Raw genomic sequence first — 25,858 nt, forward strand, 5'->3', positions numbered from 1 at the left:
ATATTATGATCCTTCATTGCGAATACTGGGAAAGAAAAGTTCTACGCACGTCCCTGTTGCAGCTGAGGAAGGTATTGTTACCCTGCCGCTGTGGCCGCGCATGATTGTGTTGACTATGGCAAGCCCGAGTCCGGTCCCTTTCGGTTTATCTGTGAAGAAAGGTTCAAGAGCATGCTTGCGGACATCTTCAGGCATACCTGGACCGTTGTCGCAGACACTTATCCATACCCCGTGATCATTGCCCTTCGCATTGATAAATATCTGTCCTTCTCCTTCAGGCACAGCATCCAGACTGTTTACCAGAAGGTTTAAAAGAACCTGACGGATTCCATCCGGGTCTGCATAAACTTCATGCGTTTCAAGGTTGTGGTCAAGTATGGCCCCTTTGTGCTCCAGATCGAATCCAAGCAGGGTGTTCATGGATTCACACAGATCATTTAAATCAACGGATTGCTGATCCAGCTCATGAGGTTTTGATAGATATAACAGGTCGGTAACAACTCTGTTTAGACGGTCGGCTTCTTCCAGCATGGTTCTGGCGTAAGTTCCGTAAGGCTTCTCGTCTTTCAGTTTATCGGCAAATAGCTGAGCAAATCCGCGTAATGAGCTGAGCGGATTGCGTATCTCATGGGCGACCCCCGCTGCCAGTGATCCTATGGATGCGAGTCTTCTTGCTTCATTAAGGTCGTCTTCAAGTTCGGCTATATCTGTCCTGTCTCTGATGATAACCATTGTTCTGTGCTCTTCGGAACTTTCAAAGTATGGAAAGAAAATTAATTCCAGATTCTTTCCATTGAGTTTTACATGTTCCCATAAGACATCACCGCGCCTGAATTTTTGAATAGATTCAAAGGAGAAGGTCTTCCAGCTTAGTCCTGCAAGGGATTTTCCTTCCGGGCTGTCCATCAGGGAGTGTGCTGAGCCGTTAGCTGCTAAAATTGTTTCATCCGGTGAAAGGGTCAGCAGTCCGTCAGGCATATTATCGAGAAGATTTGTCTGAAATCTTTCGAGTTTAATAATTTGCTTGTCTTCTTCTCTGCGTTGAAAATAGGCGACTGCAAGTAACCATAAGACAAATCCGGCGAGGAAAATATAGCCGGTCTGCATAAGGGCTGCTCGCCTGTACTGTTTAAATTGTGCAAGATGTTTTTCTGCACTTAACCCGAGCAGAATATAGGTTTGCTGTTCTTGAGGCGGAAGAAATCTGTTATGTTTCTGTCCATAGAGTCTTAGTAGATGAGGCTGCCCTTGCGTACCATAAAGCAGGGCTGCTTTTCCGTTGATAACAACCGGAGTGCTTGCTTCATTGAGCGAGCGGATCATGTTGAAAATAGGCGTGGGGGGAGTGAACGTGGTGGATGCATCTTTTTGTCCTACCACGACTAAGGGGTTGTCATCCGGGCCGTACAGTCCGATAAAAAGCAGATCGCCCTGTGCGACCATTTCCTGAAAAAGTTCTCTTGCCGCCGGAACAAGATTTTCACGAGCTTGCTGATTATGCATTCCCTGCCAGCGCATTCTGCGCATTCCGTCCGCAAGTTGAATATCAAGCCCGCGGGTAATGGACTTTGCTGAAAGAAGCATATGCTCAAACACAGTCTGCTGCATCTGGCGCAGGTTTTGCCACGTAAGGTAGAGAGAACCTGCGCCGAGCAGCAGCAGAGCCAGAAGAGCTAAAGCCAGCGGCAATCTTTGTGATCTTTGTGAGCTTAATTCCATTAACTAGTCTGGTTTATGTTTAAGGGTGTAAAAGTATTCCAATTTGACGAGGTGATGTCATATTCAACATGCCTGCAATGTCACGGATGGTTGTGGACTTGTCAACAACAGCACCTTTTTCTCTAAGTATTCCAAGAGCAGTATTGAGATCAAGATTTTGTCTCTCGCAATATTCTTCGAGTGTCAATTTGCCGAGTCCGCTTCCCGCGCCGCTTCCCATTCCGCTGCCCATGCCGCTTCCGCTGTTGTTGTAACCTGAGTCTTGGTGCATGCCGGATTGATTAAGCGGCCCGCCTGCGTTCATGTTGGTTCTTTGCTCAGGCTGATCCTTTAAAATAATTTCGTGGAGTTCTTTGGGGGTAAGTCCGGCTTTGTCCGCAATAGCTCTGATTGATTGCGCTGTAGATTCAATTTCTATCTCCGCCCCTTTAATTGAGGCCACAGCCTTATCAAGATCAAGTCCCATGCGTTTGCAGAATACGGCAAGAGAACTGAGTTCGGCATGTCCATACGGAGGATTGCCATATTTCATTTCGCCTTGAGTTTTAAGGTAAGCAGAAAATTCAAGAACCTGCTTCATAGGTGGAAGCCCTGTTAATGATCCTATTGCAACATACAGGGTGAGAAGAATGCTGATAAAAAATGCTGCTGATGAGAAATTTGATGTGGAGGATTTTTTCTTAAGATATGCAATAATGGGTTTCCAGTTAAGCCAGATATGGATGATTGAAGCAAAAAGAAAAAGCACTCCTGTGCAGATATGGATGGAGCCCCATTGGTCTTTACTAAGCCCAAGGAATGTCCAGTCCGCCCAGTATGCAACGCGTCCTTGTGGTACTAAATAAAGAATTATACTTGTTAGAGACAGGACGATAATCGCAAAGAAACTGATTAATGATGTTATTTTTCTAAGCATTAAAAATCTCCTATCCTTTTGGTAAATTAAAATTAAATGTTACAGGAAACTGAATCAGTTTTAATGTGTTCTATTATGTATACGTAACTCTTATCTTATTAGAAAGAGAATTAATAAAAAAGGAGGACATATATGTCCTCCTTTTTACCCGTTTTCCTGTTTTGTGTAGATGAACGTTTAATAAAGTTATTAGTTAAAGCGGGGGCATCCCTGCTGTGGATTGCAGTTTGGATTTTGGTTGTTGCCACAGCCTCCGTAGCCGTTCTGCATCATACCTCTGTTTCCGTTCTGCATCATACCCATGCCTCTTGGTCCGTTTCCAGGTCCGGGGACAACAAGCCCTGTAACCTGTTCAAGTTCATCAGCCATCTTCTGATGAGTAGTAAACATTTTTTCTCTTACATCAGAGAGATCTTTTACCATTGCGTGGATAGTCGCTTTGTCAGCTTTACCTGAATTTACAAGAGCATCAAGTTCTGTACGTTTAGCCCATTGTTCATTTTTGAGTGTACGGAAAGTCGTTTCGTATTTAGAAATAATTTCCTGAGCTAACTGCTGTTTTTCAGGTGCCAGCTGGTTTAAGGCTGCCCAGTTGCCTCCATTATGATATCCATTATGGTAACCACCGCCTGCCATGGCTACTGCGGCCATCGATAATACAAATACAATTGCTAGTGGGATCAAAGTTTTTTTCTTCATATAATCTCCTACAGTTAAATGTTGTTGCCCTCTCGGAGAAGTATACAGCAGTATACGTGCCAAAACTTTTAGTGTGGTAATATCAATGAGTTATGTTGGATTGGGGATTGTGTTGAATATGTTTTGGTGCAATTAACTGCACATATATTGCACAAGTGCAGCGTAATACGGGATTGGTGCAAGCTGTTTAAATAATATCGGAATTATCTGTAAGCCATTTGTGCATTCCACAGGCTTTACATTGTGCGCATCCTTCCGGAGGACATGGAGGAGTCATAACCCCTTTAAGGTATCGTTCCCATTCGCGCCACAGGTAAGACTTGTTTATACCTGTTTCAATAAAATCCCACGGCAGGGGATCATTTTTATCCAGATTGTGGTCAATAAATTTTTCAAGGTCGCCTTCGTAGTATTTGAAAGCTTTTTTCCAGCCGCCTTCTTCAGCGGCTATCATGATAAATTTATGCAATTCTTCATTGCCACGGGCAAGAATACCTTGAAGTCTTGCTTGAAATGGTGAATCGCCTGAGAATGTTACGCCTTTATATTTTTTGGTAAGTGAGTTCACTTTAGCCAGAACATTTTTAAGTTCTGTTTCGGAGGGCATGGCTGTCCACTGAAGCGGAGTCCAAGGTTTCGGTACGAGGCAACTGGCGCCTAAGGTAATGCGCATGAATTGTTTTTTCTTGTTACCTTGTCCGCGACTGCGCGCCTGATCGATCTTCTCAAGCATGGAAGCAAATTCTTCGTAATCTGCATCGGTTTCACCGGGCCATCCTACGATAATATACATCCGTAAATGATTTACTCCCTTGGCAGCGCAAAGTTCTACCGCGCGCAGGAAGTCTTCTTCATTAAGGTTCTTGCTTGCACTGTCACGCAGCCGCTTACTTGCACCTTCTAAAGCCAGAGTGACAGTGCGGACGCCGGATGCCCGCAAAATATCGAGCAGTTCTACGGTTAACCCGTCAGCTCTGACTGAGGATAAAGAAAATTTGGTTTTTCTGTTTTTGAGCCATTCAATATAAGGGATTAGATCAGGCCAGTCTGTAAGAGCCGTTCCTACTAGACCCACTTTGGGAGGATCTGCCAGTTCAACAATCTCTTTAAGCTGGTCAAGAGAGGCGTGCCTTGGAGGTCTATAGATGTACCCTGCCGCGCAGAACCTGCACCCGTAAGGGCAGCCTCTGTTCACTTCAACCAGAAACATGTCTTTGAAAACAGCTTCCGGACTTATGAAACAGGAATATGCCGGTGTTGACAGAACAGGAACGTGATCGTTCTCTCCACAAGGAGCAGGAGGAACAAGAGCTCTTTTGACCTTGCCTGACGTTTTTGCGGGAACGTATACTCCAGGTCTGTCTTTGATAAGTTCAAGAAAGTCATTCTTGCTTCCGCCGTCGTAGATATGCCGTTTAAGTTCGAGGCATAAATCCTTAAGTCCCGCTTCGGCTTCTCCTACCCAGAAAAGATCGAAAAAGGGTGCTATCGGTGCAGGATTTAAAAATGCAACCGGACCTCCGGCCATAACCAGCGGGAAGCCCGGGCGTTCCGACGATAAAGCCGGAACGCCCGAATCTTTCAGCATTCTTACGGGGTGGAGATACTCCTCCTCGAAGTTTATGCTGAAGCCGATCAGGGGAAACTCGGACAGTTCTTTGTCACTGTCCATGGAAACAGAAGGCTGTCCCGGATCACCAAGAAAAAACCTTTCAACTGCAAGTTCATCTTCAGGAGCCAGCAGGCGATAAACAGCCTGCCATCCTAAAGTGGAAAGAGCAGCACCTTTTCTGCCGGGGAAGACCAGGGCCGTGGGCAGTCGTCCACCAGTCTCTTCAGCTATAGGTTCTTCACGTCCATAATATATAAAATCCTCTTTTACAGACATGTATCAGGTTCCAGCGTGTTCCGGTAAATCAGAATTGTTTCCTTATTAATTTTCATTTGCAGACAGTATTAATCAGCCTGTTTGCGGATAAAAGTCGGTACTTCAAAATCGTCATCATCATGGAAGATGAATTCTTCTCCGCCTGAATTTGCAGCAGTTTTATTTTTCACAGGTTCAGAATTTCCAGCGGTTTCAGCCGGTTTCGCTCCTGAGCGCAGATATGCGGGAATAGAGCGGTCTTCTTCTGAATGAAGATTGCCGAGATGTCTTACATTACCTTGTTCGGTAGCTCGTGGAGCCATGCCTCTAGGAGTAATGTTAGAACGGGTAGGCTGCTGCATTTCAATTACAGGCTGCATCGGTTTCTCTTCTGCGGAGTCGATACCTGTAGCAATAACGGTAATGCGCATTTCGTCACCGGCATCAGGATCAAAAACAGTTCCGAAGAAAATCTGTGCATCTTCGTGAGCTTCTTCGTAAATAATATTTGCAGCTTCGCTGACTTCATCAATGGTCATGTCAGGGGAGCAGGTGATGTTGATGAGTACGCCTTTAGCTCCCTCAATTGAAACATCTTCAAGAAGGGGGCTTGTGATAGCTTTCATTGCGGCTTCGCGGGCTCTGTTTTCGCCTCTGGCTATTCCTGTACCCATGAGAGCAAGTCCGGAGCTGGACATGACAGCCTTAACATCAGCAAAGTCAAGGTTGATTAAACCGTGAACAGTAATCAGATCGGCAATACCTTTAACACCGTAATAAAGAACTTCATCAGCTTTTTTCAGCATTTCTGAGAAAGCTGCTTTTTTAGCTGCAAGCTGGAGAAGGCGGTCGTTCGGGATAGTGATAATTGAGTCAACAACGCTTTTGAGTTCTTCAATACCTTTTTCGGCCTGAAGAAGTCTGCGTTTGCCTTCAAAGTAGAAAGGTTTGGTTACAACTGCTACGGTAAGCGCGCCGGCTTCTTTTGCAATCTGCGCAATAACAGGAGCTGCTCCTGTACCTGTTCCGCCACCCATACCGGCTGTGACGAAAACCATATCGCAGTCGCAGACGAGTTCGCGGATCTGCTCAATGCTTTCAAGTGCAGCGTTTTTACCGATATCAGGGTTAGCGCCAGCGCCTAGACCTTTAGTCAGTTGATCACCGAGCTGAATTTTGTATTCAGCAAGAGATTTGTTGATATCCTGAACATCTGTGTTCGCAGCAATAAAGCGAACGCCTGTAAGAGCGGACTGGATCATGTTGTTGATAGCGTTTCCGCCACCACCACCGCAACCGATTACTTTAATCTTTGCGTGACCGTCATTTTCGATTTCCATGTAATCCATCATCATTTTCATTCCCCTGTTTAAGCTTCCGTTAAGTTCAATTTCCCGGAGATCGGGTCCGGAAAAGCCTTCACCAGATGTAGCGGTGACTACGCTATATCGGTGAACCACTTACGCATCCTGCCCAGAATGCGGTTGAAAACATTTTCGTCACGAATACGGAATACCTGTTCGGAACATCCTTCTTTTTCAGCTCCGTACATCAGAAGGCCGACTGCGGTGGCATATTTGGGACTGTGAACAACGTCTTTGAGTCCTCCGATTCCGGCTGGATAGCCGATACGAACCGGAAGGTCGAAAACCTGTTCTGCAAGTTCCTGCATGCCGTCTACCAGTGATGTCCCACCTGTAAGAACAACTCCGGCCGCAATCAGGTTTTTGTATCCGCTGCGAATTAATTCCTGATCCACCAAAGCAATTATCTCTTCACAGCGAGGCTCGCATATTTCAGCAAGAACACGCTTAGACATTTTGCGATGGTCACGCCCGCCGACGGAAGGAACTTCGATGGTCTCATCATTTTTGACGAGATCCGTCAGAGCTGTTCCGTATTTGACCTTGATCTGTTCAGCCGAACCCATTGGAGTTCTAAGTCCGAAAGCTATATCATTGGTCAGGTTATTGCCCCCCAAAGCGATAACCGCGGTGTGCTTGATTGAATCATTTGCAAAAATTGCGAGGTCTGTTGTGCCGCCTCCGATGTCAATAATGGCGACTCCGATTTCTCTTTCTTCTTCAGAAAGAACAGCCTTGCTTGAAGCAAGAGATTCAAGAACAATATCAGACACATCAAGACCTGAACGGTGACATGAGCGAATGATGTTCTGCGCTGAAGTTACCGCGCCGGTAACAATGTGAACCTTAACTTCAAGGCGCACACCTGCCATTCCGAGCGGATCGGCAATGCCGCGCTGGTCGTCGACTATAAATTCCTGCGGCAGGGTGTGAATTACTTCCCTGTCCAGCGGTATAGCTACAGCTTTGGCAGCATCAATAACTCTATCAACGTCTTTTTGAGTAACTTCTCCGCCTTTAACAGCGATGACCCCGTGGCTGTTAAAACCTTTGATGTGACTTCCTGCAATACCTGCATAAACGGAACGGATTTCACAACCAGCCATAAGCTCAGCTTCTTCAAGAGCTTTTTTTATCGATTGAACAGTCTGTTCAATATTAACAACAACGCCTTTACGGAGACCCGTAGAAGGAGCAGTGCCGATGCCGACAATGTCGACTCCGTCAGCTGTTGCTTCTCCGACAACAGCACAGATCTTAGTAGTGCCTACGTCGAGACCGACTATCAGATCAGATTTGGCCATAACATTCTCTCCTCATCACCTTAAGATATATAGGGGCATTTTCATTGCAAACCGTCTTGACCGGAAGTCCGCTTTTCTACCCAGACGCGGTCTTTTCCCGCCGAGATCCTCGCAACGTTCCTGAACTCACCCCGGTTTTTAAGGTCGTTCCAGACGGTGTTCAGGTTTGAAAGCTGTGCTTGCCAGTTATCCAGTCCCAGCCGGATTGTCAGGCCGGGTCTGTCCATAAAAATTTCCATTCTGTTGCCGCCTTTGATATTGACCCATGCAATTTGTCCTGGATCAAAAGGCAGCTCTCTTCTGCTTAAAACTTCCATAAACTCCGGAAGAATTTTAGCCTGCTCCATGGCATCCGATTCAATATTTAAAAAAGGCAGCGATGCGAATTTGCCTGGTACAACCGGAGCAATCAGCTCTCCTGTATTGTCGCAATAAAAAAGTTTATCGCTCTGTCTCACCATGAACTGAGGTTTCTTCTCAATAATCTGAATAGACAGCTTATCCGGAAGTTTCCGTTTTATGGCGGCGGACGTAATCCAATTGTTTGCACTCAGTCTGCTTTCAACATCACCTATGTTTATGGCAAGACTGTTTTTATTAAGCCCTACCTGAGAAATCGTGAGTATTTCACCATCACTCAATCTATGATTTCCAGTGACCGTAATGTCCTGCAGTGCAAAATATGGAAGCACTGTAAGCCACCGATATCCGGCAAGGCAGCCTAATCCTACTAAAGCCAGCATCAGCAGGCAGATAGAAGATATGCACGTCTTGCGAAACAGGCTTGAAAAAATCTCTGAAAGCGGACGGGACGGCTCTTTACGCATCTTGTTTACATTGCGCGGGCGAGCTTTCCTGTCTGTATTATTCAGGTTTAGACGGCTTTTGTTTAATCTTGCAACGCTCATTGTAGTATTATTACCTCCGTCTCAAGGGTTACACCGGATTTATTCAAAACGGCCTGCGTGGCCATGTTTAAAAGTTCCAAAGCCGCGGTCCCTGTTCCCTGTCCCTTATTCACTAAAAAATTTGCGTGTACTTCAGAGAAAGCCATTCCTCCGAGGGTCTTGCCCTTGAATCCGGCTTCATCCAGAAGTTTGCCTGCGCTGAACCCTTCCGGATTTTTAAAAACGCAGCCTGCCGTTTTTTCCAGCACAGGCTGAGTGCTCTTTTTCTTATTGAAAACTTCCTGAACTTTGTTCTTAACTTCTGATTCTGTAGATTTGCTTAACGAAAATTCAGCTTCCCATACTAAGGTGAATTCACCTGTCTCCGAAGAAAAATGTCTATACCCGAAGCTCATCTCATCTGCGTTTTTCCAGAAAAGTCCTTTGCTCGGAGTCCAAAGTCTGACCCGCTTGAGTGAAGCAGCCATGTCCGTTCCGTATGATCCTGCGTTCATGGCAATGCTTCCGCCTACAGACCCGGGAATACCTGCCAGACCTTCCATTCCGCTCAGGCCGTTGCGAATTAAAAATGCAAGAAGTCCCGGCAGCCTTGTGTCTGCTGAAACCTTAACAGTCAATCCGGAGATTTCCGGTTTAATTTTTTCTGCAAGATCCACATGCACAAATGCAAGGTTCAGTTTCCCGTCCGCTGCGAGCATATTGCTTCCTTCCCCGATAGCGATGAGTCCGGCTGATTCTCTTTCGAAAAAGAGAGATAGCTGGTCTAAGGCCGCTTCGTCCCGCACTTTTGCGAGAGCTCTGGCAGTTCCGCCAATACCTAGAGAGGTAAGGTCTGCCATTTTCGGTTCATGAAGCAATTCGAGAGTCATTATTTTCTTTTTCCGTTATTCTTGCGTTTTAAAGCTGGGTAACTGTTTCAGCTGTTTTAGATGCACAACCGCTTTCAGATTCATCTGCCAGATATTTCAAAAAATCTTCGCCGATACGGTAGATAGATCCTGCACCCTGAGTGATAAACAAATCACCTGGTTTTAAAATATTAGGAAGTTCATTTTCCATCATTTCAAAGTCCGGATAGAAACGTACTTTCGTTGAACTTACCTGTCTGATTCCCTGAGCCAGAGACATTCCGTTAACACCCGGAATTGGAGATTCCGAAGCCGGATAAATTTCAGTCAGCAAAAGCTCGTCTGCCAGTTCAAACGTTTTGCAGAAATCTCCGAAAAGAGCCTGTGTACGTGTGAATCTGTGCGGCTGAAAAGCTACAACCAGTCGTCTTGAAGGGTAACAGGCTTTAGCTGTTTCAAGGGTTGCCCGTATTTCTGCCGGGTGATGTCCGTAGTCATCCACAACCAGAATGCCTTTGCATTCACCTTTCTTTTCAAATCTGCGTCCGACTCCCATGAAGTTTGAAAGTCCCTGAAGAATTGCTTCCTTATCGAGTCCCGCTTCAAGGGATACACCGATTGCTCCGAGAGCGTTCAGCACATTGTGTTTTCCGGGCTGTGCAAGTGAAACTTCGCCAAGGAGTTCATCGTCAAGAAATACTTTGAAAAGGCTGCGAACTTCGCAGGAAATAATTTCTGCTCTGAGCCTGTTATGTTTTTCAAGGCCGTAAGTAATATACGGACGCTTGATGGTCGGCAGCAGTCTCTTAATGCCGGAGTCGTCTCCGCAAATGACGTTCATTCCATAGAAAGGGATGGCATTCATAAATGATCTGAATGACGTATCGATGGCATCCTGATCTTTATAGAAGTCCATGTGGTCCAAATCAACGTTGGTTACAACAGTGATGATCGGCGAAAGACAAAGGAATGATCCGTCTGATTCGTCAGCTTCAGCAATCAGGAACTGTCCTTCACCGAGACGGGCATTACTGCCGAAGGTATTTAATCTGCCGCCGATAATTACTGTCGGATCAAGCCCCGCTTCAGTAAAAATTGTTGCAAGCAATGAGGTTGTCGTTGTTTTGCCGTGTGTTCCGGCAACAGCTATGCCTGTGCGCAGACGCATCAGCTCGGCAAGCATTTCAGCTCTGGGGATGATGGGAATGCCAAGCTCGCGAGCTTTGATAAGCTCTGGATTGTCGTTAGAAATAGCGGTGGACTTAACCACAACATCTGCGTCGGTTACGTTTTCAGCTCCGTGGCCTATGAAAACCTGTGCGCCCATTTTAAGGAGGCGTTTAACAGGAGCTCCTGCCGCAAGATCAGAGCCGGTAACTGTGAAACCCATATTGATCAGAACTTCGGCTATTCCGCTCATACCTGAGCCGCCGATACCGATCATATGAATGGTACTTACTCTGCTGCGCATCATGGGACATGCTGGGTCCATGCGTGCTGGTACGTTAGGTCCTTCTGCTGCGATCATGCCAAACCTCTCACCGTTTTCATTCGAATAATTATTTCAAGGCCGTCCACTATTGCGGCGGCTGCATCCGGACGTGCAAATTTGAGGGCCTGTTTGCCCATCTCTTGAAGCGCGTCCTGATCTGATATCAGTTTTAAAATTTCATTTGCCAGCACTTTGCCGGTCAATTTGTCTTGCGGAATTACTTTTGCAGCACCGAGTTTTTCCAGACACATTGCATTGCCTGTCTGGTGGTCATGTGTTGCATGTGGAAACGGGATGAAAATCGCCGGTTTTCCTGCTGCCGCTATTTCAAAAACTGTAGAGGCTCCTGCTCTGCAGATTACAAGCTGAGCGTCTGAATATGCCGCGGACATGTCATGGATGAACGGTGACACCCCCATCGAGTTGACACCCGCTTTTTTATATTCAGCTTTAACTCTTTCAAAATCGTCTTTACCTGTTTGATGCCTAAGACTTATGCCTGCGCCTTTCAGCACAGGCAGTGCTTCAATTATGGCACTGTTGATTGCTGCTGCGCCTTGACTTCCACCGAAGATAAGTATGCTTTTGTCTTTTGCTTTGCCGCCGAAATCAATGATCTCTTTGCGGACCGGATTCCCGACAACTTCAATCTTATCTGCTGGAAAAGCACCGTTAGTATCTTCAAAAGATGTGAATACCATCTTTGAAATTTTGCCTAGTATTCTGTTGCTAATCCCCGGAACACTGTTCTGCTCATGTATTGCTGTAGGTATTCCAAGTATCCATGCTGCAAACACAGGACAAAAACCTGCGTATCCACCGAAACCGATGACGGCGTCCGGCTTAAAGCCGATCAACTCTTTCAATGAAAGAACAAACGCTTTGATTATCCAGAATGAACCGAAAATTCTTTTGAACCCGCCGCCCAGAACACCTCTGGCCGGAAGGCCTATAAACTGAAGTCCGGCGCGTTTAACCATGTCCTTTTCCGCGCCTTTGCCGCCGAGAAATAAAATTTCACACTGAGGAAATTTTTCCTGAATTTTATCTGCTACAGCTAAAGCCGGAAAAACGTGTCCGCCTGTTCCGCCGGTAGTGATTACTATACGCTTAATCATACTTTCCCCCTCGAAAGGTTGAGAAGTATGCCGATGCAGATGCACGAGATAAGCATGTTCGATCCGCCATAGCTTACGAAAGGCATCGGTACTCCCTTTGGAGGTACAGTTCCCATGACAACAGCCAGATTAAGCGTAAAGCCGATAGCAAGCATGATAGTCATGCCGTAAGCTGTGAACCTGTCTTGAAGGTTTTCCTGCAGCAAAGCTATTTTGAATCCGCGCCAAAGGATAAAAGCTATAACCAGAAATACAATTGCAACGCCGACAAATCCAAGTTCTTCGCCTACTACAGCCATAATGAAGTCGTTATGGGCTTCAGGGAGAAAGAAAAGTTTTTGTTTTCCATTTCCAAGTCCCTGTCCGAAAATATTTCCGGAGCCAAAGGCATACAGAGACTGAACCAACTGGTAACCTTCATTCTGAGCACTTTTAAACGGGTCCATGAACGCAGTCATACGCTTTAATCTGTATGGCGAACTGGTAATCAGCAGATATCCTGCCCCGCCAGCGAAAAGGAGCGAGGTCAGCAGATATGAAATACGTGTTCCGCCGACTAAGCTCATAAAAAATAAAATCATGGCCAGAAAAACTGCTCCGCCGAAATCCGGCTGCAGCATAAGAAGCAGGCACAGTGCGCCGGTAATAGCGAAAGGAGGCAGAAATCCTATACTGAATGACTTGATCATTTCCTGCTTGCGCGAGAAAAAGTATGCAAGATATAAAATAAGCGCAGGTTTACAGAACTCAAGCGGCTGAATACGCAGCGGTCCCATGGCTATCCAGCGTCTGGCCCCGCCTGCTGCTATCGAGAGTGGTGTGAAGTCGCATAGAAATAAGAGTGCGAAGGCCACCATAAGCCAGACATAAACCAAGTTGTAAAAAAAGGATTTAGGCAGTTTTGAGCTTATGAACATCAAGAAAACGCCGATCGCAAGGAAGACAGCCTGTTTTTTGAAAAACAGGTACTTATCATCGAAAAACCGTTCAGCCATAATTCCGCTGGCAGACAGAACCATCATGAGTCCGAAGCACGCAAGCAAAAGAGCTGCGCCTAAGAGCCAATAGTCCGGCCGTTCCGGTTTATCGGAAAGTGTCTTCTTTTTATTCAAGACAAATCCTCCATAATCCTTTTGAAATCATCGCCTCGTGCGGCGTATCCTTTGTATGCGTCAAAACTTGCTGTTCCGGGAGAAAGCAGGATTGTTTCCCCTGCGGCAGAGTTCGCGAAAAGGGTGCGGACAGCTTTTTCTAAATTATCGTGCCACGAAATTTTAAAGTCATTTGCCAGAGGTCCTTCAAAATGTTCCCGTCCAGCTCCGAATAATGCTATTTCAGCAACTTTTCCTTTCATTGCAGGAATCATTCCTGCAACATTTCCGCCTTTGAACACGCCTCCTAGCAACAGTCTGATGGGGCCGTTAAAGCTTCCCAGTGCTGCTACGACAGCATCCAGATTAGTTCCTTTAGAGTCGTCAATAAAAGTTACTCCGCCTACAGATCCGATATTTTCAATGCGGTGAGGTTTTCCTTTGAAGGTATCAAGCCCTGCCTGAAATTCGTCTCTGGATATTCCGAATTTTTCAAGTGCAAGCCACGCCGCTTCAATATTGGAACGGTTATGAACACCGGGAAGATTCGGCTGTTCTTTAATAGCGTTACCGTCAAACCATTTAGTTTCGGCTTTTGTAAATTCAGCCGGATTAAGTTCGTCGCGCATTGAAGCTGGAAGTATTGCTAAATTTTCAGGTGTCTGGCGCGCGAAAATTTTAAGTTTGGCAGCAACGTATTCATCCATATCCAGATGGTAATCCAGATGGTTCGCGGAAATATTCAGCAAAATAGCAATGTCAGGTCTGAAAAGGTGACAGTTCTGTAATTGAAAGCTGGAAACTTCAAGAACCAGAACATCACACTGCCCTTTATCCAGAATGTATTCTGAAAGAGGCGGACCGTAGTTTGCGCCGGCAAATACAGTTTTACCTGACTGTTCAAGTATGTGTGTTATCAGAGCTGTTGTCGTTGTTTTGCCGTTTGTTCCCGTAATTGCAATCTTGGTCTCGTCTGCAAACCATGAAGCCAGTTCGAGTTCAGAAATGATCTTTCTTTCTGATATTTCACCAAGCATCGGCCTGATTTTGCTGACAGGAACACCGGGGCTGATAACGATAACTTCGGCATCTGCGAACTGTTCAGGGCATGCAGGACCTGTCATCAGCTGTGCATGCTTTCCGAGTCCCTGCAGAATATCTTCAGTAACATTAATATTTTCATCAACAATGCGCACAACAGCACCGAGGGCATACAGCAGCTTTGCTGCGGCAATACCTGAGCGTCCGGCTCCGGCAACTACTGCCAGTCGGTTAGTAAACATGCGGGTCTTTGTGACCTGTTTGACGAATTCGCTATCCATTTTATATCTACCTGAGTTTCAGGGTGCTTAAGGCCATTAAGGCCATTAATACTGAAAGTATCCAGAATCTTATAACAATCTTTGATTCAGGAATTCCTTTGTGCTCGAAATGATGATGAAGCGGGGCCATGCGGAAAATCCGTTTACCTCCGCTGAATTTAAAATATCCTACCTGAAGAATTACGGAGAGCGTTTCGAAAACAAATACTCCGCCTACGATGGTCAGCAAAAGTTCCTGTTTTGCTAACACCGCGATAAATCCCAAAACTCCGCCGATGCTGAGTGATCCCACATCACCCATAAAAATCTGGGCAGGATAAGCGTTGTACCAGAGGAATCCGAGTCCTGCTCCCACTAAAGCTCCACAGAAGACAGTTACTTCTCCCACTCCGGGAACATGGGTAACGTTCAGGTAGTTTGCTATTCCCACATGTCCTGCAACATAGATGAAAAATGCAAAGCAGCTCGTTCCGACAATGGAAGGTCCGATTGCGAGTCCGTCCAGTCCGTCTGTGAGATTAACACCGTTCGAAGAACCGATCAGTACCAGCAATGCGAAAGGCAGGTAAAACCAGCCCAAATCGGGGCTGATGTTTTTAAAGAACGGAACAGCAAGCTCTGTGGAATACGCAGGCTGCATAATCAGCAATGAAACGGCTATTCCTGCAACGATCAACTGTCCGGTAAGCTTTGCAAGGGCTGAAAGTCCTTTGTTATGTTTCCTTACTACCTTGATGTAGTCATCAACAAAGCCTACGGCTCCGAATCCTACGAATACAAAGATTGTAAGCCATACATATATATTAGAAAGATCAGCCCACAAAAGGGTGGAAATTAATACGCCGAAGCCTAAAAGGAGTCCGCCCATAGTCGGAGTTCCGGCTTTGCACTGATGCTTTGGGCCGTCTTCCTGAATATATTGACCGCATTTTATTTTTTGCAGCCAGCGCATCATGGCAGGGCCGAGAACAATAGTAATTATCAGTGCTGTAAGCAGGGCATAAATTGATCTGAATGTTATGTATCTGAAAACATTCAAAGCACCGAGTTGCGCGCTCAGGGGGACTAGAAAATGATAAATCATGCTTTGTTTCCTCCGGTCTCCCCTGTGACCTCATTATTAAGTGCGTGGAAGTAATTTTCCATGCGGCAGGATCTTGACCCTTTAAAAAGAACCACCGCATTGTTTAATCCTAGTTCATGTATTCCAGTCAGAAATTCTGAAGGCTTGTTTACCGGAACCAAAGTTGATCCGTTAGTGGATGAAGCCACATCCTCGTAATGTTCACCGAAATAAAATGTAGCAGCCGGATCGATTGCGGCAATTTTTTTGCCGAGTTCACGATGAGCCCGTGTTGCATCTGCACCTAGTTCAAGCATATCTCCTAGCACCAGAATCAAAGATCTTTCCCCTGCAATTTTTTTTGCAGTATCAATAGCTTTGCTCATGGAAAGAGGATTCGCATTGTAGGAATCGTCTATAAGAGTCCATTTACCGTAAGCGTGACAGTGAAATCTTTGCTTCGGAAGCTGTATTGTTTTTAATCTGTCAGCAATCTCTTGCAGTCCGAATCCCAGAAGCGAGGCCGCGCATGTAACAGCTGCGGCGTTTTCCGCAAAATGTGAACCGCAAGTCGGCAAAATTGTTTCAGCTGTTTCATCTCCTGCCTTAATAAGAAAACGACCTGTGCCGTCAGGCAGAGTCTCGAGCAGTTCACTGTAATAAAGTGCGTTCTTATCCTGCGAAGAGAAAGGAACGGGTTCAATGATATCAGCGGCTGCGTTCCAGAGCAGAGTATGATCCTTACAGCAAAGTCCTTTGCCATCCGGTTGCAGATATTTGAAAAGTGAAGCCTTGCTGGTGGCAATGTTCTCCATCGAGCCTAAACCTTCAAGATGAGCAGGTCCTATATTGTGGATAATTGCCATGTCCGGCATTGCCACAGGTCCGAGTTCTTCCATATCTCCGAGAAGGCTTATTCCGAGTTCCATTACCCAGAAATCTTCTTCACCGGTAGCTTCCAGCATGGACATCGGGAGTCCTATCTGGTTGTTCAGGTTCATAAAATTTTTGTGAACCGAGTATCTTCCGGCAATAACATGAGCCAGCATCTCTTTAACGGTGGTTTTCCCGGCAGAACCGGTAACCGCAATCATTTTTGCTTTCGACTTAGTGCGCCAGTACGCAGCCAGTTTACCCAATGCTTCTATTGTGTTTCTAACCATGATGACCGGTTTATCATCAAGATTTCGCAGATGTTTTGAAACAACGACCGCGGCAGCACCGGCCTTAAGGGCGGCTTCCGCAAAATTGTGGCCGTCGTAATTTGATCCTTCTATGCAGAAGAATACATCACCTTTGCGTACCAGCCTGCTGTCTATCCGCACGGCTGTGACTTCGGTGTCTGCTGCGCAAGGGATGTCACTTCCCCCTTTGAGCTGTTTTTCAAGTTCACATAAGGTTAGTTTCAACCGTATATCTCCTTGATTGCCGAAGTTACTTCAAGCGCGTCGCTGAAGTCGCGTTTTTTAGTTCCGATAATCTGGTACGTTTCGTGTCCTTTACCTGCGATCAAAAGAACATCACCAGATTTCATTTCTTTTACCGCTTTGCGGATTGCTAAAGCTCTATCCGGTTCTTCAATAGTCATAGGGCATTGCGTCATGCCGACGCGGACATCATTGATGATTTCAAGGGGATCTTCGGTCCTTGGATTGTCTGATGTCAAAACAGCTACATCTGAATATTTGCATGCTGCTGCGGCCATAAGTGGACGTTTTGTCTTGTCCCGGTCTCCGCCGCAGCCGAATACAGTGATGACCCGTTTGAAATTCAGCCCCTTTAATGTGGAAAGAACATTCTCAAGAGCATCAGGAGTGTGGGCGTAATCCACAAAAATATCGAATCCATGATCATTTCTGACTCTTTCAAGCCTTCCGGGAACACCGTGAAAAGTTGTTGCTTTGAGCTGGGCCGGAGTAAGCCCTAAGTGCAACCCTACAGCCTGTGCTGCGAGTAGATTTGACCCGTTATGTTTACCGATAAAGTCGGTATCAATTTCCCATGAGTCTTCTCCGAACGTCATTTTAAGGAACATTCCCTTGCCGGTGCATGAAATCATTTCACCGCAAAGTTTGTCGCAAGTAAGTTCGTCAGAAGCTCCAAGTCCGAATCCTATTGAAGGTGAGTAAGACTTAAGAAGTCTTCTGCCGTAAGGATCATTGAAATTTATGATTCCACGCTTCCCGGTGAGCGGGTAGTATTTGAACAGCATTGATTTTGCTTCAAAGTATGCTTCCATGTTGCCGTGGTAATCTAAGTGGTCCTGAGTGACATTCGTCAGAACTGCGGCGTCAAAATCAATACCTGCAACACGTTTCTGGTGAAGGGCATGTGATGATACTTCCATGACCATGACATCAACATTTGCCTTGTTCATCTGTGCGAGCATTTCATGCAGCTGCCAGCATCCAGGAGTTGTGAGAGGAGCGTCCATTTCGAATCCGGGCCAGCGGTAGCTGACGGTTCCGAGGACTCCTACTTTCATTCCTGCGCCTGTGAGCAGTTGTTCGATCAGGTAAGATGTGGTCGTTTTGCCGTTTGTTCCGGTAATTCCAATGATCTTAACAGTTGATTTGTCAGTTTTGAAATATGCTTTAGCAAGGTCCACCAATGCTTCGCGTGGGTCAGAGTGAAGAATTAATTCTGCTGAACCAGTCGAAAGATGAGAGGCACAAACGATATATGCGGCCCCGTTTTTAAGGGCTTGCGGAACAAAGTCCGTTCCATCGCGGAGCGGTCCGGAAATCGCGACAAAAACATCGCCGGGTTCAACTTCCCGCGAATCTGTGCGAACCATGAGCCCCTCTTTAACTTTTTCGAGGAGTCTGTTCCATTTTGTTATGTCCATAGTACTGTCTGACATATTTGCCTTTCTTATGATAACCAGAGAACTATTTCTGCGTTCTTTTCTTCAGGCCATTTATCGCCTGCAGGAGGAACCTGTTTAATTATAGTCATTCCCTGACCTTTCAGTTTGGGAATAAATCCTTTCTTCACCATTATTTCTACAGCTCTGCGAATCGGCATTCCTGTTACATCAGGAACGATATCGCTGGAAGGTTCACTCATTGTCGAGTTCAGTTTCACAGCTTTCTTGGGCATTTCGGAATACGCCTCAACATTTGCTTCCATAATAGGTGTCGAGTTCTGTTTTTCCGGTAATTTGCCATAGTAGGCAAGAGCCTCGGTCATTATCGTTTTAACGGCAGGAGCGGCAACCTTTGACCCGTAATGATTGAGCTCAGGCTCATCTATCCAGACAAGGACAATGTATTCAGGATTAAATCCCGGAACCATGCCTACAAATGAGCCCATATAATTGTCGCCGTATCCGCCTTTTCCTGCCTTCTGCGCAGTTCCGGTTTTTCCGGCAACAGTGATGCCGTTTATCCGTGCATTGGTTCCGGTTCCATCTTCCTGAACAACTTCGCGCATCATGGAGAGAACTTTTTCTGCTACTTTTTCGCTGAAAATTCTTTTAGGTGTTTCTTCGTCTTTTGACTTAGGTAATTTAACCAGTCGTAATGGTTTCGAAACTCCTTTATTAGCAATGCATAAGTAGGCTTTTGCCATTTGCAGAGCTGTAACGCCGATACCTTGCCCGAATGATGCTGCGGCAAGGTCAATTTCGTTCCATTCGGCGGCAGGGCGGATTGCTCCGACTCTGTCTCCGGGGATAGGAAGTCCTGTTTTGCTTCCGAATCCGAGATCCGTCAGATATTTGTGGTAGTTCTGAACTCCTAGTTCAAGCCCTATCTTTGCGGCCCCGATGTTGCTAGAATATCTGATAATTTTATGCACCGGAAGCCAGCCGCATTTATGTGTATCATTGATATATTTACCGTTTAATTTCCATCTTCCGTTTTCACAGTCGAAGAGTTTTTCAGGGGTTACAACTCCGCTTTCTAAGGCTGCGGCGACCAAAAAAGGTTTCATAGTAGAACCGGGCTCAATCACATCAAGAGCCGCCCGGTCTCTCCAAATTTTAGGAGAACTTGTGCGGAAAATATTCGGGTTGAATCTCGGGCAGTTGGCAAGAGCTAAAACGTCCCCTGTTGCAACTTCCACAATAACAGCAGCTCCCCACTTCGCCTCAAATTTCTTTATAGCATCAACCAATGCATTTTCAGCGATTGATTGCAGGTGGGAATCAATCGTCAGATGTACGTCTTTTCCCCGGACATCAACTTCATGCCCCATAGCATCAAGGTAAAGTCTGCGTCCTGATGCATCCCTTTGAACAACAAATTGCGCCTTGCGTCCTGCTAACCGTTCATTGAATTCTTTTTCAATGCCTTCAAGACCTTTTCCGTCAATTCCGGCAAAGCCCAGCAGCTGTCCTGCCAGATGCTTGTTCGGGTACAGCCTCACAAATTCAGTCGTCAGGTAAACCCCCGGTAAGTCGGCTTCTTTAATTTTATTAGCTGTCCGGTCGTCAAGCTGTCTCTTAATCCAAATAAAATTCGCCTTCTTAGAGAGATCTTTTCTGAGTTTTGATCTCGAAATTCCTAGTATATTTGAAAGCTTTGCAGCTGTTCCTTCAACATCGGTGACTTTTACAGGGCGGATATAAAGTGAAGACGCTTCTACACTTGTCGCAAGCAGGTTGCCGTTTCTATCAAAAATAGAGCCGCGCTCTCCACGTTCAAGTTCCGCAGCCAGATGCTGGCGTAGTGCAAGGCGTGAAAGGTCCGCCCCTTTATAAAGCTGCAACCATGCGGCTCTACCGAGGAGGCTTGTCCACAAAATGGCGAAAAGAATCATGACGAAGAGCAATTTATTCTTGCTCGACTCCAAGCTTTCTTTTTTCCTTTTTGCCACGGTGCAGGCTCCTGTTTCTTGTTGTTACTACGGCTTCGTTTCCTCACGCGGTCTTCTAATCTGTCCCTGTGAGGCTGGTCCGAATCCATATTGTTTAGCTAGTTGTCTTAATCTTATCGGGGAAAGCAGGTTGTTTTTTTCAACTTCCAATTTCCCCTCGAGAGCTTCCTGCTCATTAAGTCTTTTTTCCATTCGCCGTAAATAATATGCCTTATCGACTCGCTCTATATTGAGCCAAACGGATATCAGTCCTAAAATAAGAGCTGAAATCATTGTTGCGGTTATGGCTAAAGCTATGCTTTTTGAGTCATTCTTCATGCCGTAATCACTTTTTTCCCTGCGACCTTTCAGCCACTCGGAGTTTTGCGCTGCGACTGCGTGGGTTGATTTCCATTTCTTCTTCAGTGGGAAGAATCGGTTTTTTTGTCAGCACCTTCAGTCTTTGCTTGTTTCCGCAGGTGCATGACGGCTGCATAGGAGGGCAGTCGCATTCTTTGGATTCGTCTATAAAAGATCTTTTAACTATTCTGTCTTCCAGTGAATGAAAGGAAATAACCGCGACTCTGGCTCCTGGATTAAGCTTTTCGGGAATTCTGTGCAGAAAGTTTTTAAGTTCTTCAAGCTCTGAATTGACCGCAATGCGTAAACCCTGAAATGTTTTTGTTGCCGGATGTGTTCTGGATAAAGCTCTCCGTTTCGCCGGATATGTTTTGGATATTATCGCAGCCAGTTCCAGAGTTGTTGTTATCTTTTTTTCATCCCTTGCTTTAATGATAGCACTGGCTATTTTTGAGCCCAGAGGTTCTTCTCCGTACAGTTTAATTATTCTGACGAGGTCAGAATATGACGCTTTATTCACTATGCTTGAAGCCGGAGGCATTCCGCCTGAAGGGTCCATTCGCATATCAAGTGGTCCGTCTTTAGCAAAACTGAAACCTCTTTCAGCACGGTCAAGGTGCAAGGAAGAAACTCCGAGATCCAGAATTACTCCATCAATTTTATCCCAGCCCATTTCATCAAGAGCTTCTTCAAATTTACTGAAAGCCAAATGAAACCTGTGAGCTCGGTCTTCAAAAGGAGCCAGCCGCATCTTTGCAAGTTCAAGCGCCTGTTCGTCTCTATCCAGCCCTATCAGTTGAGCTCCTTCGCCGGCAGCTTCAAGAATAGCACTGGAATGCCCGCCCATACCTAAAGTCCCGTCAAGGTACAGACCGCCGGGTTTAGGAGCGATCCAGTCAATGACTTCTTTTAGAAGAACAGATGTGTGAACCTTTTCAGGGGTTGTATTCGTTGTTTCCATGACATCCTGATTCAGTTTAGTTCTGGGGGGAACGGTCTAAATCTTTGGTGGCTTAAGGAAATTAAGTTTCCAAAATTAAATAAGAACTATGTGCAATCGTGGTGCGATGAAGCAAATCTCTAGAACGGGAGTTCTACTCCGCTCTGAGATAATTCTTCGGAAACATCATCGAAATCCTGTTCAAGAAGAGCTTCAAAAGCTCTTTTATCCCAAATTTCAAATCTGTCACCGACTCCAGCCAGAACAACTTCTTTGTCCAGCTTTCCGCTTTTACGCAAATGTGAGGGAATGGTAATTCGACCTTGTTTATCAAGGTGAACTTCTTCAGAACCGGAAATGATAATGCGGATGAAATTCCTCAGGCTGCGGCTTGGGTTCTTGATTTTAGCAAGATTCTCTTCAAGAATAGCCCAGTCAGGAGGCGTGAAGCCAACAATGTTGCCTTCAAAAATAGTTAACGTCACGAGGCCGTCCGCAGAATCAGCATAAACCTGATCCCGGAATTCTGGTGTCAGCATCAGTCTGCCTTTGGCATCCATGCTTCGATGGGCGTGACTTCTAAACTTCATTTCGCCTACCACTTAACTACACAGTTCTACCACCAATCCCCCCCGTCTCTCCACGTGTGTGTGAAAAATAGTAAAAAGTCAAGACCTCTTTAAAAAAATGAGAGTACTAAAATGTACAGAATACGGGAGTTAATTCCTGTTTTAGAGTTTTAACAGCTTAAATATAAGGACTTTAAAAAATGATGTTGGCGAGGGGAAAAAAAGTTCTTTTTTAAAAAATAATAGCTAAAAATTGCCATCTTAAGTGAGATGCTCTTCACGAATTGGAGTATGGATGCTATAGCCCTTTGCTATAAGGTGAATAATTTTGGAACTGACTGTTTTTTTTCGGGGAAAACTTTCTGTCGGAATTGATCAAATTGGTTGAGTCAAAAGTCTGGTTTAATTATTATGGATAGTTTTCCCACTTCTGGAGAGTGTTACAATATGAATGCAAAAGGCAAAATAACAGTTCCTGAGGGGTTGAATGAAGAATTTTATCAGATAACAGCCGATATTATTCAAAGCTTTAACAAGTTTAGACCTCCTTTGGATCTTTTTCTTTTTAAAGAAGATATCGGGCGTATAGCTCCTTATTACAAGCTCGGTGAGCGGCTTACAAAAGAACGTATTGAAGAACTGGGCGGTTTGGTTCAGGCTGGGTTAATATTTGTTTCCCGTGCGGATCATGCTGTTTATGTTAAACATATAGCTTATCAGCTCGATTTGGTTCTCATTGATCGCAATCTTAAAGAAAGTGAAATTGCTGATATTTTTATTGAAGCCTTAACCATGCGTATGACAGAATTTTTTGATCAGCCTATAGCCGCTGTTATGGAAAAACTGTGGTCAGACTTGATGGTGCTTACAGAGTATCTCTGGGATGATGTCCACAGAATCAAAGCTTTGGCGAAAAGGCTGCATAAAGAGCATTCTCTTGCCAAGCACAGTGTTAACTGCGGAGTGCTTGGTATTACAATTTTCAGCAGGATCAAAGCTGATGCTTTTGCTAAAAAAGAAGTTACCAGAAATCACTTTAACCGGCTTACAGCCGGTCTGTTTCTGCATGATCTGGGGATGACAAAAATACCTGCATTCATTCGCGAAAAACCGAAACCGCTGACTACTGATGAGCGTAGCAAGGTCGATAAACATCCGCTTATCGGTTATGAAATGCTCAGCAAGCTGGACCTTAAATATAAGGAAGTTGAAGCGTGCGTACTTGAGCATCATGAACGTTTGAACGGAAAAGGATATCCTCAGAAAAAATCAGGGAAAGACATCACCCCTCTTGGCCGGATTTGCGGAGCGGTGGATTCGTATTGTGCCATGATTACTGAAAGACCTTATGCGGAGGCGATTGATCCTGTTACGGCAGCTTCACTTATATCGCAAGATGCCAAATATGATCCTGAGATAACCAAGTTTATTCAAGCGTGGGCTTTGACTGTAAAGAAATAGTTTTGTTAAAATATGTTTATAAAAAAACAGCCCGCTATATTGATTGGCGGGCTGTTTTTATTTTGCGGAAGATAAATTTTTAAAACTGTGTGACTAGGTCTCTGGTCAGTTCACGGTACACGTCGCTGATCAGAACAACACCTATGATACTTCCGCCTTCCTGCACCAAAGCCCATGAGCGATGTTTTTTGCGGAACAGTTCCAGCACAACAAGCATTGGGTCTCTCGGGTTAAGAATCGGGATATCTGTTTCAATGTGCTCATCAAGCGAGCTGTGACTGCAAGCGGTTCCTGCTCTTTTGAAGGCTCTATCCCAGTCTGTGTTTTCGTCCAGACGCAAATCTTCATCTTTCAGGACTTTTTCTTCAACTGCTTTAAGCATGGTCCAAATGGATGCGACACCTTTAAGTGATCCATTTTTTTTCTTTACCACCACAATATTATTATCAGGAGCGGTTTTCATACTGTCTCGAAGAAGTCTTATTGCTTCAGCAAGACTTGCTGATTCATCAACAGTCGCAAAATCTTCGTGCATCATATCCCAGGCTCTTTTTCGCAGCAGCATTAATATCTCCTTCACAAAGTATTTGTTATTTATATAAAAATATACATAGTTCAGAAAAAATGGGCAAGCATTCATTTATCTTACCCTGTTAACTGTAAATTAAAGCATATCATTCCTATTCTCGTAAAGAGCAAGAAATAATAAAAGAAATCTTTTTATTACAGAATTTAATAATCTTAATCAAAATCTGCAAGCAGCGGTCCTACATGAATACCAGCGACCACCGGATTTTCCATATAGCTCTGGCTTATTCTCCAATATGCCTGATGCAGAGGGGCAGAAGTTATTCCGTTTTGCAAAGAGTTGTATGCTTCCAGAAAAGCTGCCAGATGGTCACAGAGTTTGAGAAGCTCACCGTCTCTGGGGTCGTAGCAATCGTCATTGTAACGGGAATCCAGTTCTTCTGTAGTGACTTTTTTTGCACAGCCGTCGATTATCGCTGCGGATTGGAATTCTGAACCTGTATCTGATCCGAGGAAATAACCCAGTCTCAAAGCTATAGATTCATATCCATTATCGATAAGCGGTTTAGTAATTCTTGTCTCAACTTCCTGATCTTCATACTCTTTGATCAAGTCTCCGATGGTAGGATCGGCTTTTTTTACAGGGGAGATAATGTCTCGCGTAAGAAGTTCCGGAAGATCATGAAAAAGTCCTGCAAAGAAGTTATTCTGCCGTCTTGCAGGGCAGGCCCCGATTTCAAGACTGAAAAACCATGCAAAGGTCGCAACTATATAAACATGACCAAGGACAGACGTTTCCGGTATTCTAGGTGTTTGAGACCATCTTGTTTGAAATCTGAGTCGCCCGCAGAGGTCAGCGAATTTTCCTAAGGGGGTAGTTTCAGAGTTGAGCAGCTCTTGAACTCCTTTCAAGTCGCAGTGACGCTTGAGGCGTGATTTGAAATTTTCTTCTATGGCTATCAGTTCCTCATCCGGTTGATTCAGGTGTTTCAGGAGTTTGAACTCAGAATAGCTTGCGTACATGTGTGAAGCAGATAAAATTCTTGCAGAAAGAGTGGTTTCATCAGGATTTAAATGGAATTTTTTAAGTCTGTCCCAGAATTCATTCCCAAGAGGCATTAAGCGAGGGCGCAATTGTTTGAGCACCCATTCTGCCAATTTTCGATAATGCTCCGGATTCTCTTTAATTCGGTAGAAAACAGGTGGTTTAATGTCGGTGATAACTATTCTGAACAGATATTCGAAAATTCCGCCTTCAACGATTTCATTCCCAAGTTTAATTTTTTCGCGCGGATCCATGTGTTCACTGTTCAGCGTGAAAAGAATCCATGCCGCGATCATTTTGTGAGCCTGTTTATCCACTTCAACCAGTTCCATCGGGCGTAGTTTGTCATTCCAGCGTTTCATAAACGAGCCGGAGAAAATGAGTTGGAGTAAACTTTTTCGAATATTAGGCATAATATATCTCGTTTATTAATAAATCAGGTTA

22 protein-coding genes are annotated in these 25,858 nt (G+C 45.0%); 1 reads left to right on the top strand and 21 read right to left on the bottom strand.

Annotated features, from left to right (window positions below; translation table 11 throughout):
- Positions 1-3 precede the first annotated feature (3 nt).
- From B9N78_RS05305 to mraZ, 19 genes are all read right to left on the bottom strand, one after another.
- On the bottom strand, positions 4-1,719 hold the full coding sequence (locus tag B9N78_RS05305; protein ID WP_085099497.1) for a two-component system sensor histidine kinase NtrB: 1,716 nt from the start codon (positions 1,717-1,719) through the stop codon (positions 4-6).
- 19 nt (positions 1,720-1,738) lie between these two features.
- The gene (locus B9N78_RS05310) at positions 1,739-2,635 is read right to left on the bottom strand and encodes a DUF4405 domain-containing protein (RefSeq protein WP_085099500.1); all 897 of its coding nucleotides are present in this window, start codon (positions 2,633-2,635) and stop codon (positions 1,739-1,741) included.
- A gap of 189 nt (positions 2,636-2,824) precedes the next feature.
- On the bottom strand, positions 2,825-3,334 hold the full coding sequence (locus B9N78_RS05315; RefSeq protein ID WP_085099502.1) for a periplasmic heavy metal sensor: 510 nt from the start codon (positions 3,332-3,334) through the stop codon (positions 2,825-2,827).
- A 187-nt stretch (positions 3,335-3,521) separates the two neighbouring features.
- The gene (locus B9N78_RS05320) at positions 3,522-5,222 is read right to left on the bottom strand and encodes a radical SAM protein (protein ID WP_085099505.1); all 1,701 of its coding nucleotides are present in this window, start codon (positions 5,220-5,222) and stop codon (positions 3,522-3,524) included.
- Between the two features lie 68 nt (positions 5,223-5,290).
- A complete protein-coding gene (ftsZ, locus tag B9N78_RS05325; RefSeq protein WP_085101242.1) occupies positions 5,291-6,550 on the bottom strand; it encodes a cell division protein FtsZ in 1,260 nt (419 codons plus the stop codon).
- An 89-nt stretch (positions 6,551-6,639) separates the two neighbouring features.
- A complete protein-coding gene (gene ftsA, locus B9N78_RS05330) occupies positions 6,640-7,869 on the bottom strand; it encodes a cell division protein FtsA (protein ID WP_085099507.1) in 1,230 nt (409 codons plus the stop codon).
- Positions 7,870-7,910: 41 nt separating this feature from the next.
- Positions 7,911-8,777: a cell division protein FtsQ/DivIB gene (locus B9N78_RS05335; protein ID WP_085099510.1), complete on the bottom strand. Its 867-nt coding sequence runs from the start codon at positions 8,775-8,777 to the stop codon at positions 7,911-7,913.
- Entirely contained in the window at positions 8,774-9,646 is an 873-nt protein-coding gene (gene murB / locus B9N78_RS05340; RefSeq protein ID WP_085099512.1) for a UDP-N-acetylmuramate dehydrogenase, read from the bottom strand. Before murB ends, B9N78_RS05335 begins: the two co-directional genes overlap by 4 nt.
- Positions 9,647-9,674: 28 nt before the next feature.
- Positions 9,675-11,096 carry a UDP-N-acetylmuramate--L-alanine ligase gene (murC, locus tag B9N78_RS05345; protein ID WP_170921395.1) on the bottom strand — a complete coding sequence of 474 codons (1,422 nt, stop codon included), beginning with the start codon at positions 11,094-11,096 and terminating at the stop codon, positions 9,675-9,677.
- Positions 11,097-11,149: 53 nt separating this feature from the next.
- A complete protein-coding gene (murG, locus tag B9N78_RS05350) occupies positions 11,150-12,235 on the bottom strand; it encodes an undecaprenyldiphospho-muramoylpentapeptide beta-N-acetylglucosaminyltransferase (protein ID WP_342743599.1) in 1,086 nt (361 codons plus the stop codon).
- Positions 12,232-13,347: a putative lipid II flippase FtsW gene (gene ftsW / locus B9N78_RS05355; RefSeq protein WP_085099514.1), complete on the bottom strand. Its 1,116-nt coding sequence runs from the start codon at positions 13,345-13,347 to the stop codon at positions 12,232-12,234. The genes murG and ftsW overlap by 4 nt, the downstream gene beginning before the upstream one ends.
- Positions 13,344-14,648 (bottom strand): UDP-N-acetylmuramoyl-L-alanine--D-glutamate ligase, encoded by a 1,305-nt coding sequence (gene murD / locus B9N78_RS05360; protein ID WP_085099517.1) that lies wholly within the window; start codon positions 14,646-14,648, stop codon positions 13,344-13,346. The genes ftsW and murD overlap by 4 nt, the downstream gene beginning before the upstream one ends.
- 7 nt (positions 14,649-14,655) lie before the next feature.
- Positions 14,656-15,732, bottom strand: a complete 1,077-nt coding sequence (mraY, locus tag B9N78_RS05365) for a phospho-N-acetylmuramoyl-pentapeptide-transferase (RefSeq protein WP_085099520.1) — start codon at positions 15,730-15,732, stop codon at positions 14,656-14,658.
- Positions 15,729-17,120: a UDP-N-acetylmuramoyl-tripeptide--D-alanyl-D-alanine ligase gene (locus B9N78_RS05370; RefSeq protein ID WP_085099523.1), complete on the bottom strand. Its 1,392-nt coding sequence runs from the start codon at positions 17,118-17,120 to the stop codon at positions 15,729-15,731. Before B9N78_RS05370 ends, mraY begins: the two co-directional genes overlap by 4 nt.
- Positions 17,117-18,574 (bottom strand): UDP-N-acetylmuramoyl-L-alanyl-D-glutamate--2,6-diaminopimelate ligase, encoded by a 1,458-nt coding sequence (locus B9N78_RS05375; RefSeq protein WP_085099526.1) that lies wholly within the window; start codon positions 18,572-18,574, stop codon positions 17,117-17,119. The genes B9N78_RS05370 and B9N78_RS05375 overlap by 4 nt, the downstream gene beginning before the upstream one ends.
- An 11-nt stretch (positions 18,575-18,585) precedes the next feature.
- Positions 18,586-20,532, bottom strand: a complete 1,947-nt coding sequence (locus B9N78_RS05380; protein ID WP_085099529.1) for a penicillin-binding transpeptidase domain-containing protein — start codon at positions 20,530-20,532, stop codon at positions 18,586-18,588.
- 27 nt (positions 20,533-20,559) lie between these two features.
- Positions 20,560-20,850, bottom strand: coding sequence for a hypothetical protein (locus B9N78_RS05385; protein WP_085099532.1), 291 nt, complete (start codon positions 20,848-20,850; stop codon positions 20,560-20,562).
- A gap of 7 nt (positions 20,851-20,857) precedes the next feature.
- Complete coding sequence (rsmH, locus tag B9N78_RS05390) at positions 20,858-21,832, bottom strand: 16S rRNA (cytosine(1402)-N(4))-methyltransferase RsmH (protein ID WP_085099535.1); 975 nt, start codon at positions 21,830-21,832, stop codon at positions 20,858-20,860.
- Positions 21,833-21,951: 119 nt separating this feature from the next.
- Positions 21,952-22,401: a division/cell wall cluster transcriptional repressor MraZ gene (gene mraZ / locus B9N78_RS05395; protein ID WP_085101251.1), complete on the bottom strand. Its 450-nt coding sequence runs from the start codon at positions 22,399-22,401 to the stop codon at positions 21,952-21,954.
- A gap of 426 nt (positions 22,402-22,827) precedes the next feature.
- On the opposite strand from mraZ, the gene B9N78_RS05400 reads away from it, so the two are divergent.
- Entirely contained in the window at positions 22,828-23,841 is a 1,014-nt protein-coding gene (locus B9N78_RS05400; protein ID WP_085099538.1) for an HD-GYP domain-containing protein, read from the top strand.
- Positions 23,842-23,920: 79 nt separating this feature from the next.
- On the opposite strand, the gene B9N78_RS05405 is transcribed toward B9N78_RS05400, so the two are convergent.
- Both B9N78_RS05405 and B9N78_RS05410 read right to left on the bottom strand, forming a co-directional pair.
- Positions 23,921-24,406: a CBS domain-containing protein gene (locus B9N78_RS05405; RefSeq protein WP_085099540.1), complete on the bottom strand. Its 486-nt coding sequence runs from the start codon at positions 24,404-24,406 to the stop codon at positions 23,921-23,923.
- Positions 24,407-24,582: 176 nt separating this feature from the next.
- Positions 24,583-25,827 (bottom strand): HD domain-containing protein, encoded by a 1,245-nt coding sequence (locus B9N78_RS05410; RefSeq protein ID WP_085099543.1) that lies wholly within the window; start codon positions 25,825-25,827, stop codon positions 24,583-24,585.
- Between the last annotated feature and the right edge of the window lie 31 nt (positions 25,828-25,858).

Origin of the sequence: Desulfovibrio gilichinskyi, assembly GCF_900177375.1 — a bacterium.
GTDB classification, from domain to species: domain Bacteria; phylum Desulfobacterota; class Desulfovibrionia; order Desulfovibrionales; family Desulfovibrionaceae; genus Maridesulfovibrio; species Maridesulfovibrio gilichinskyi.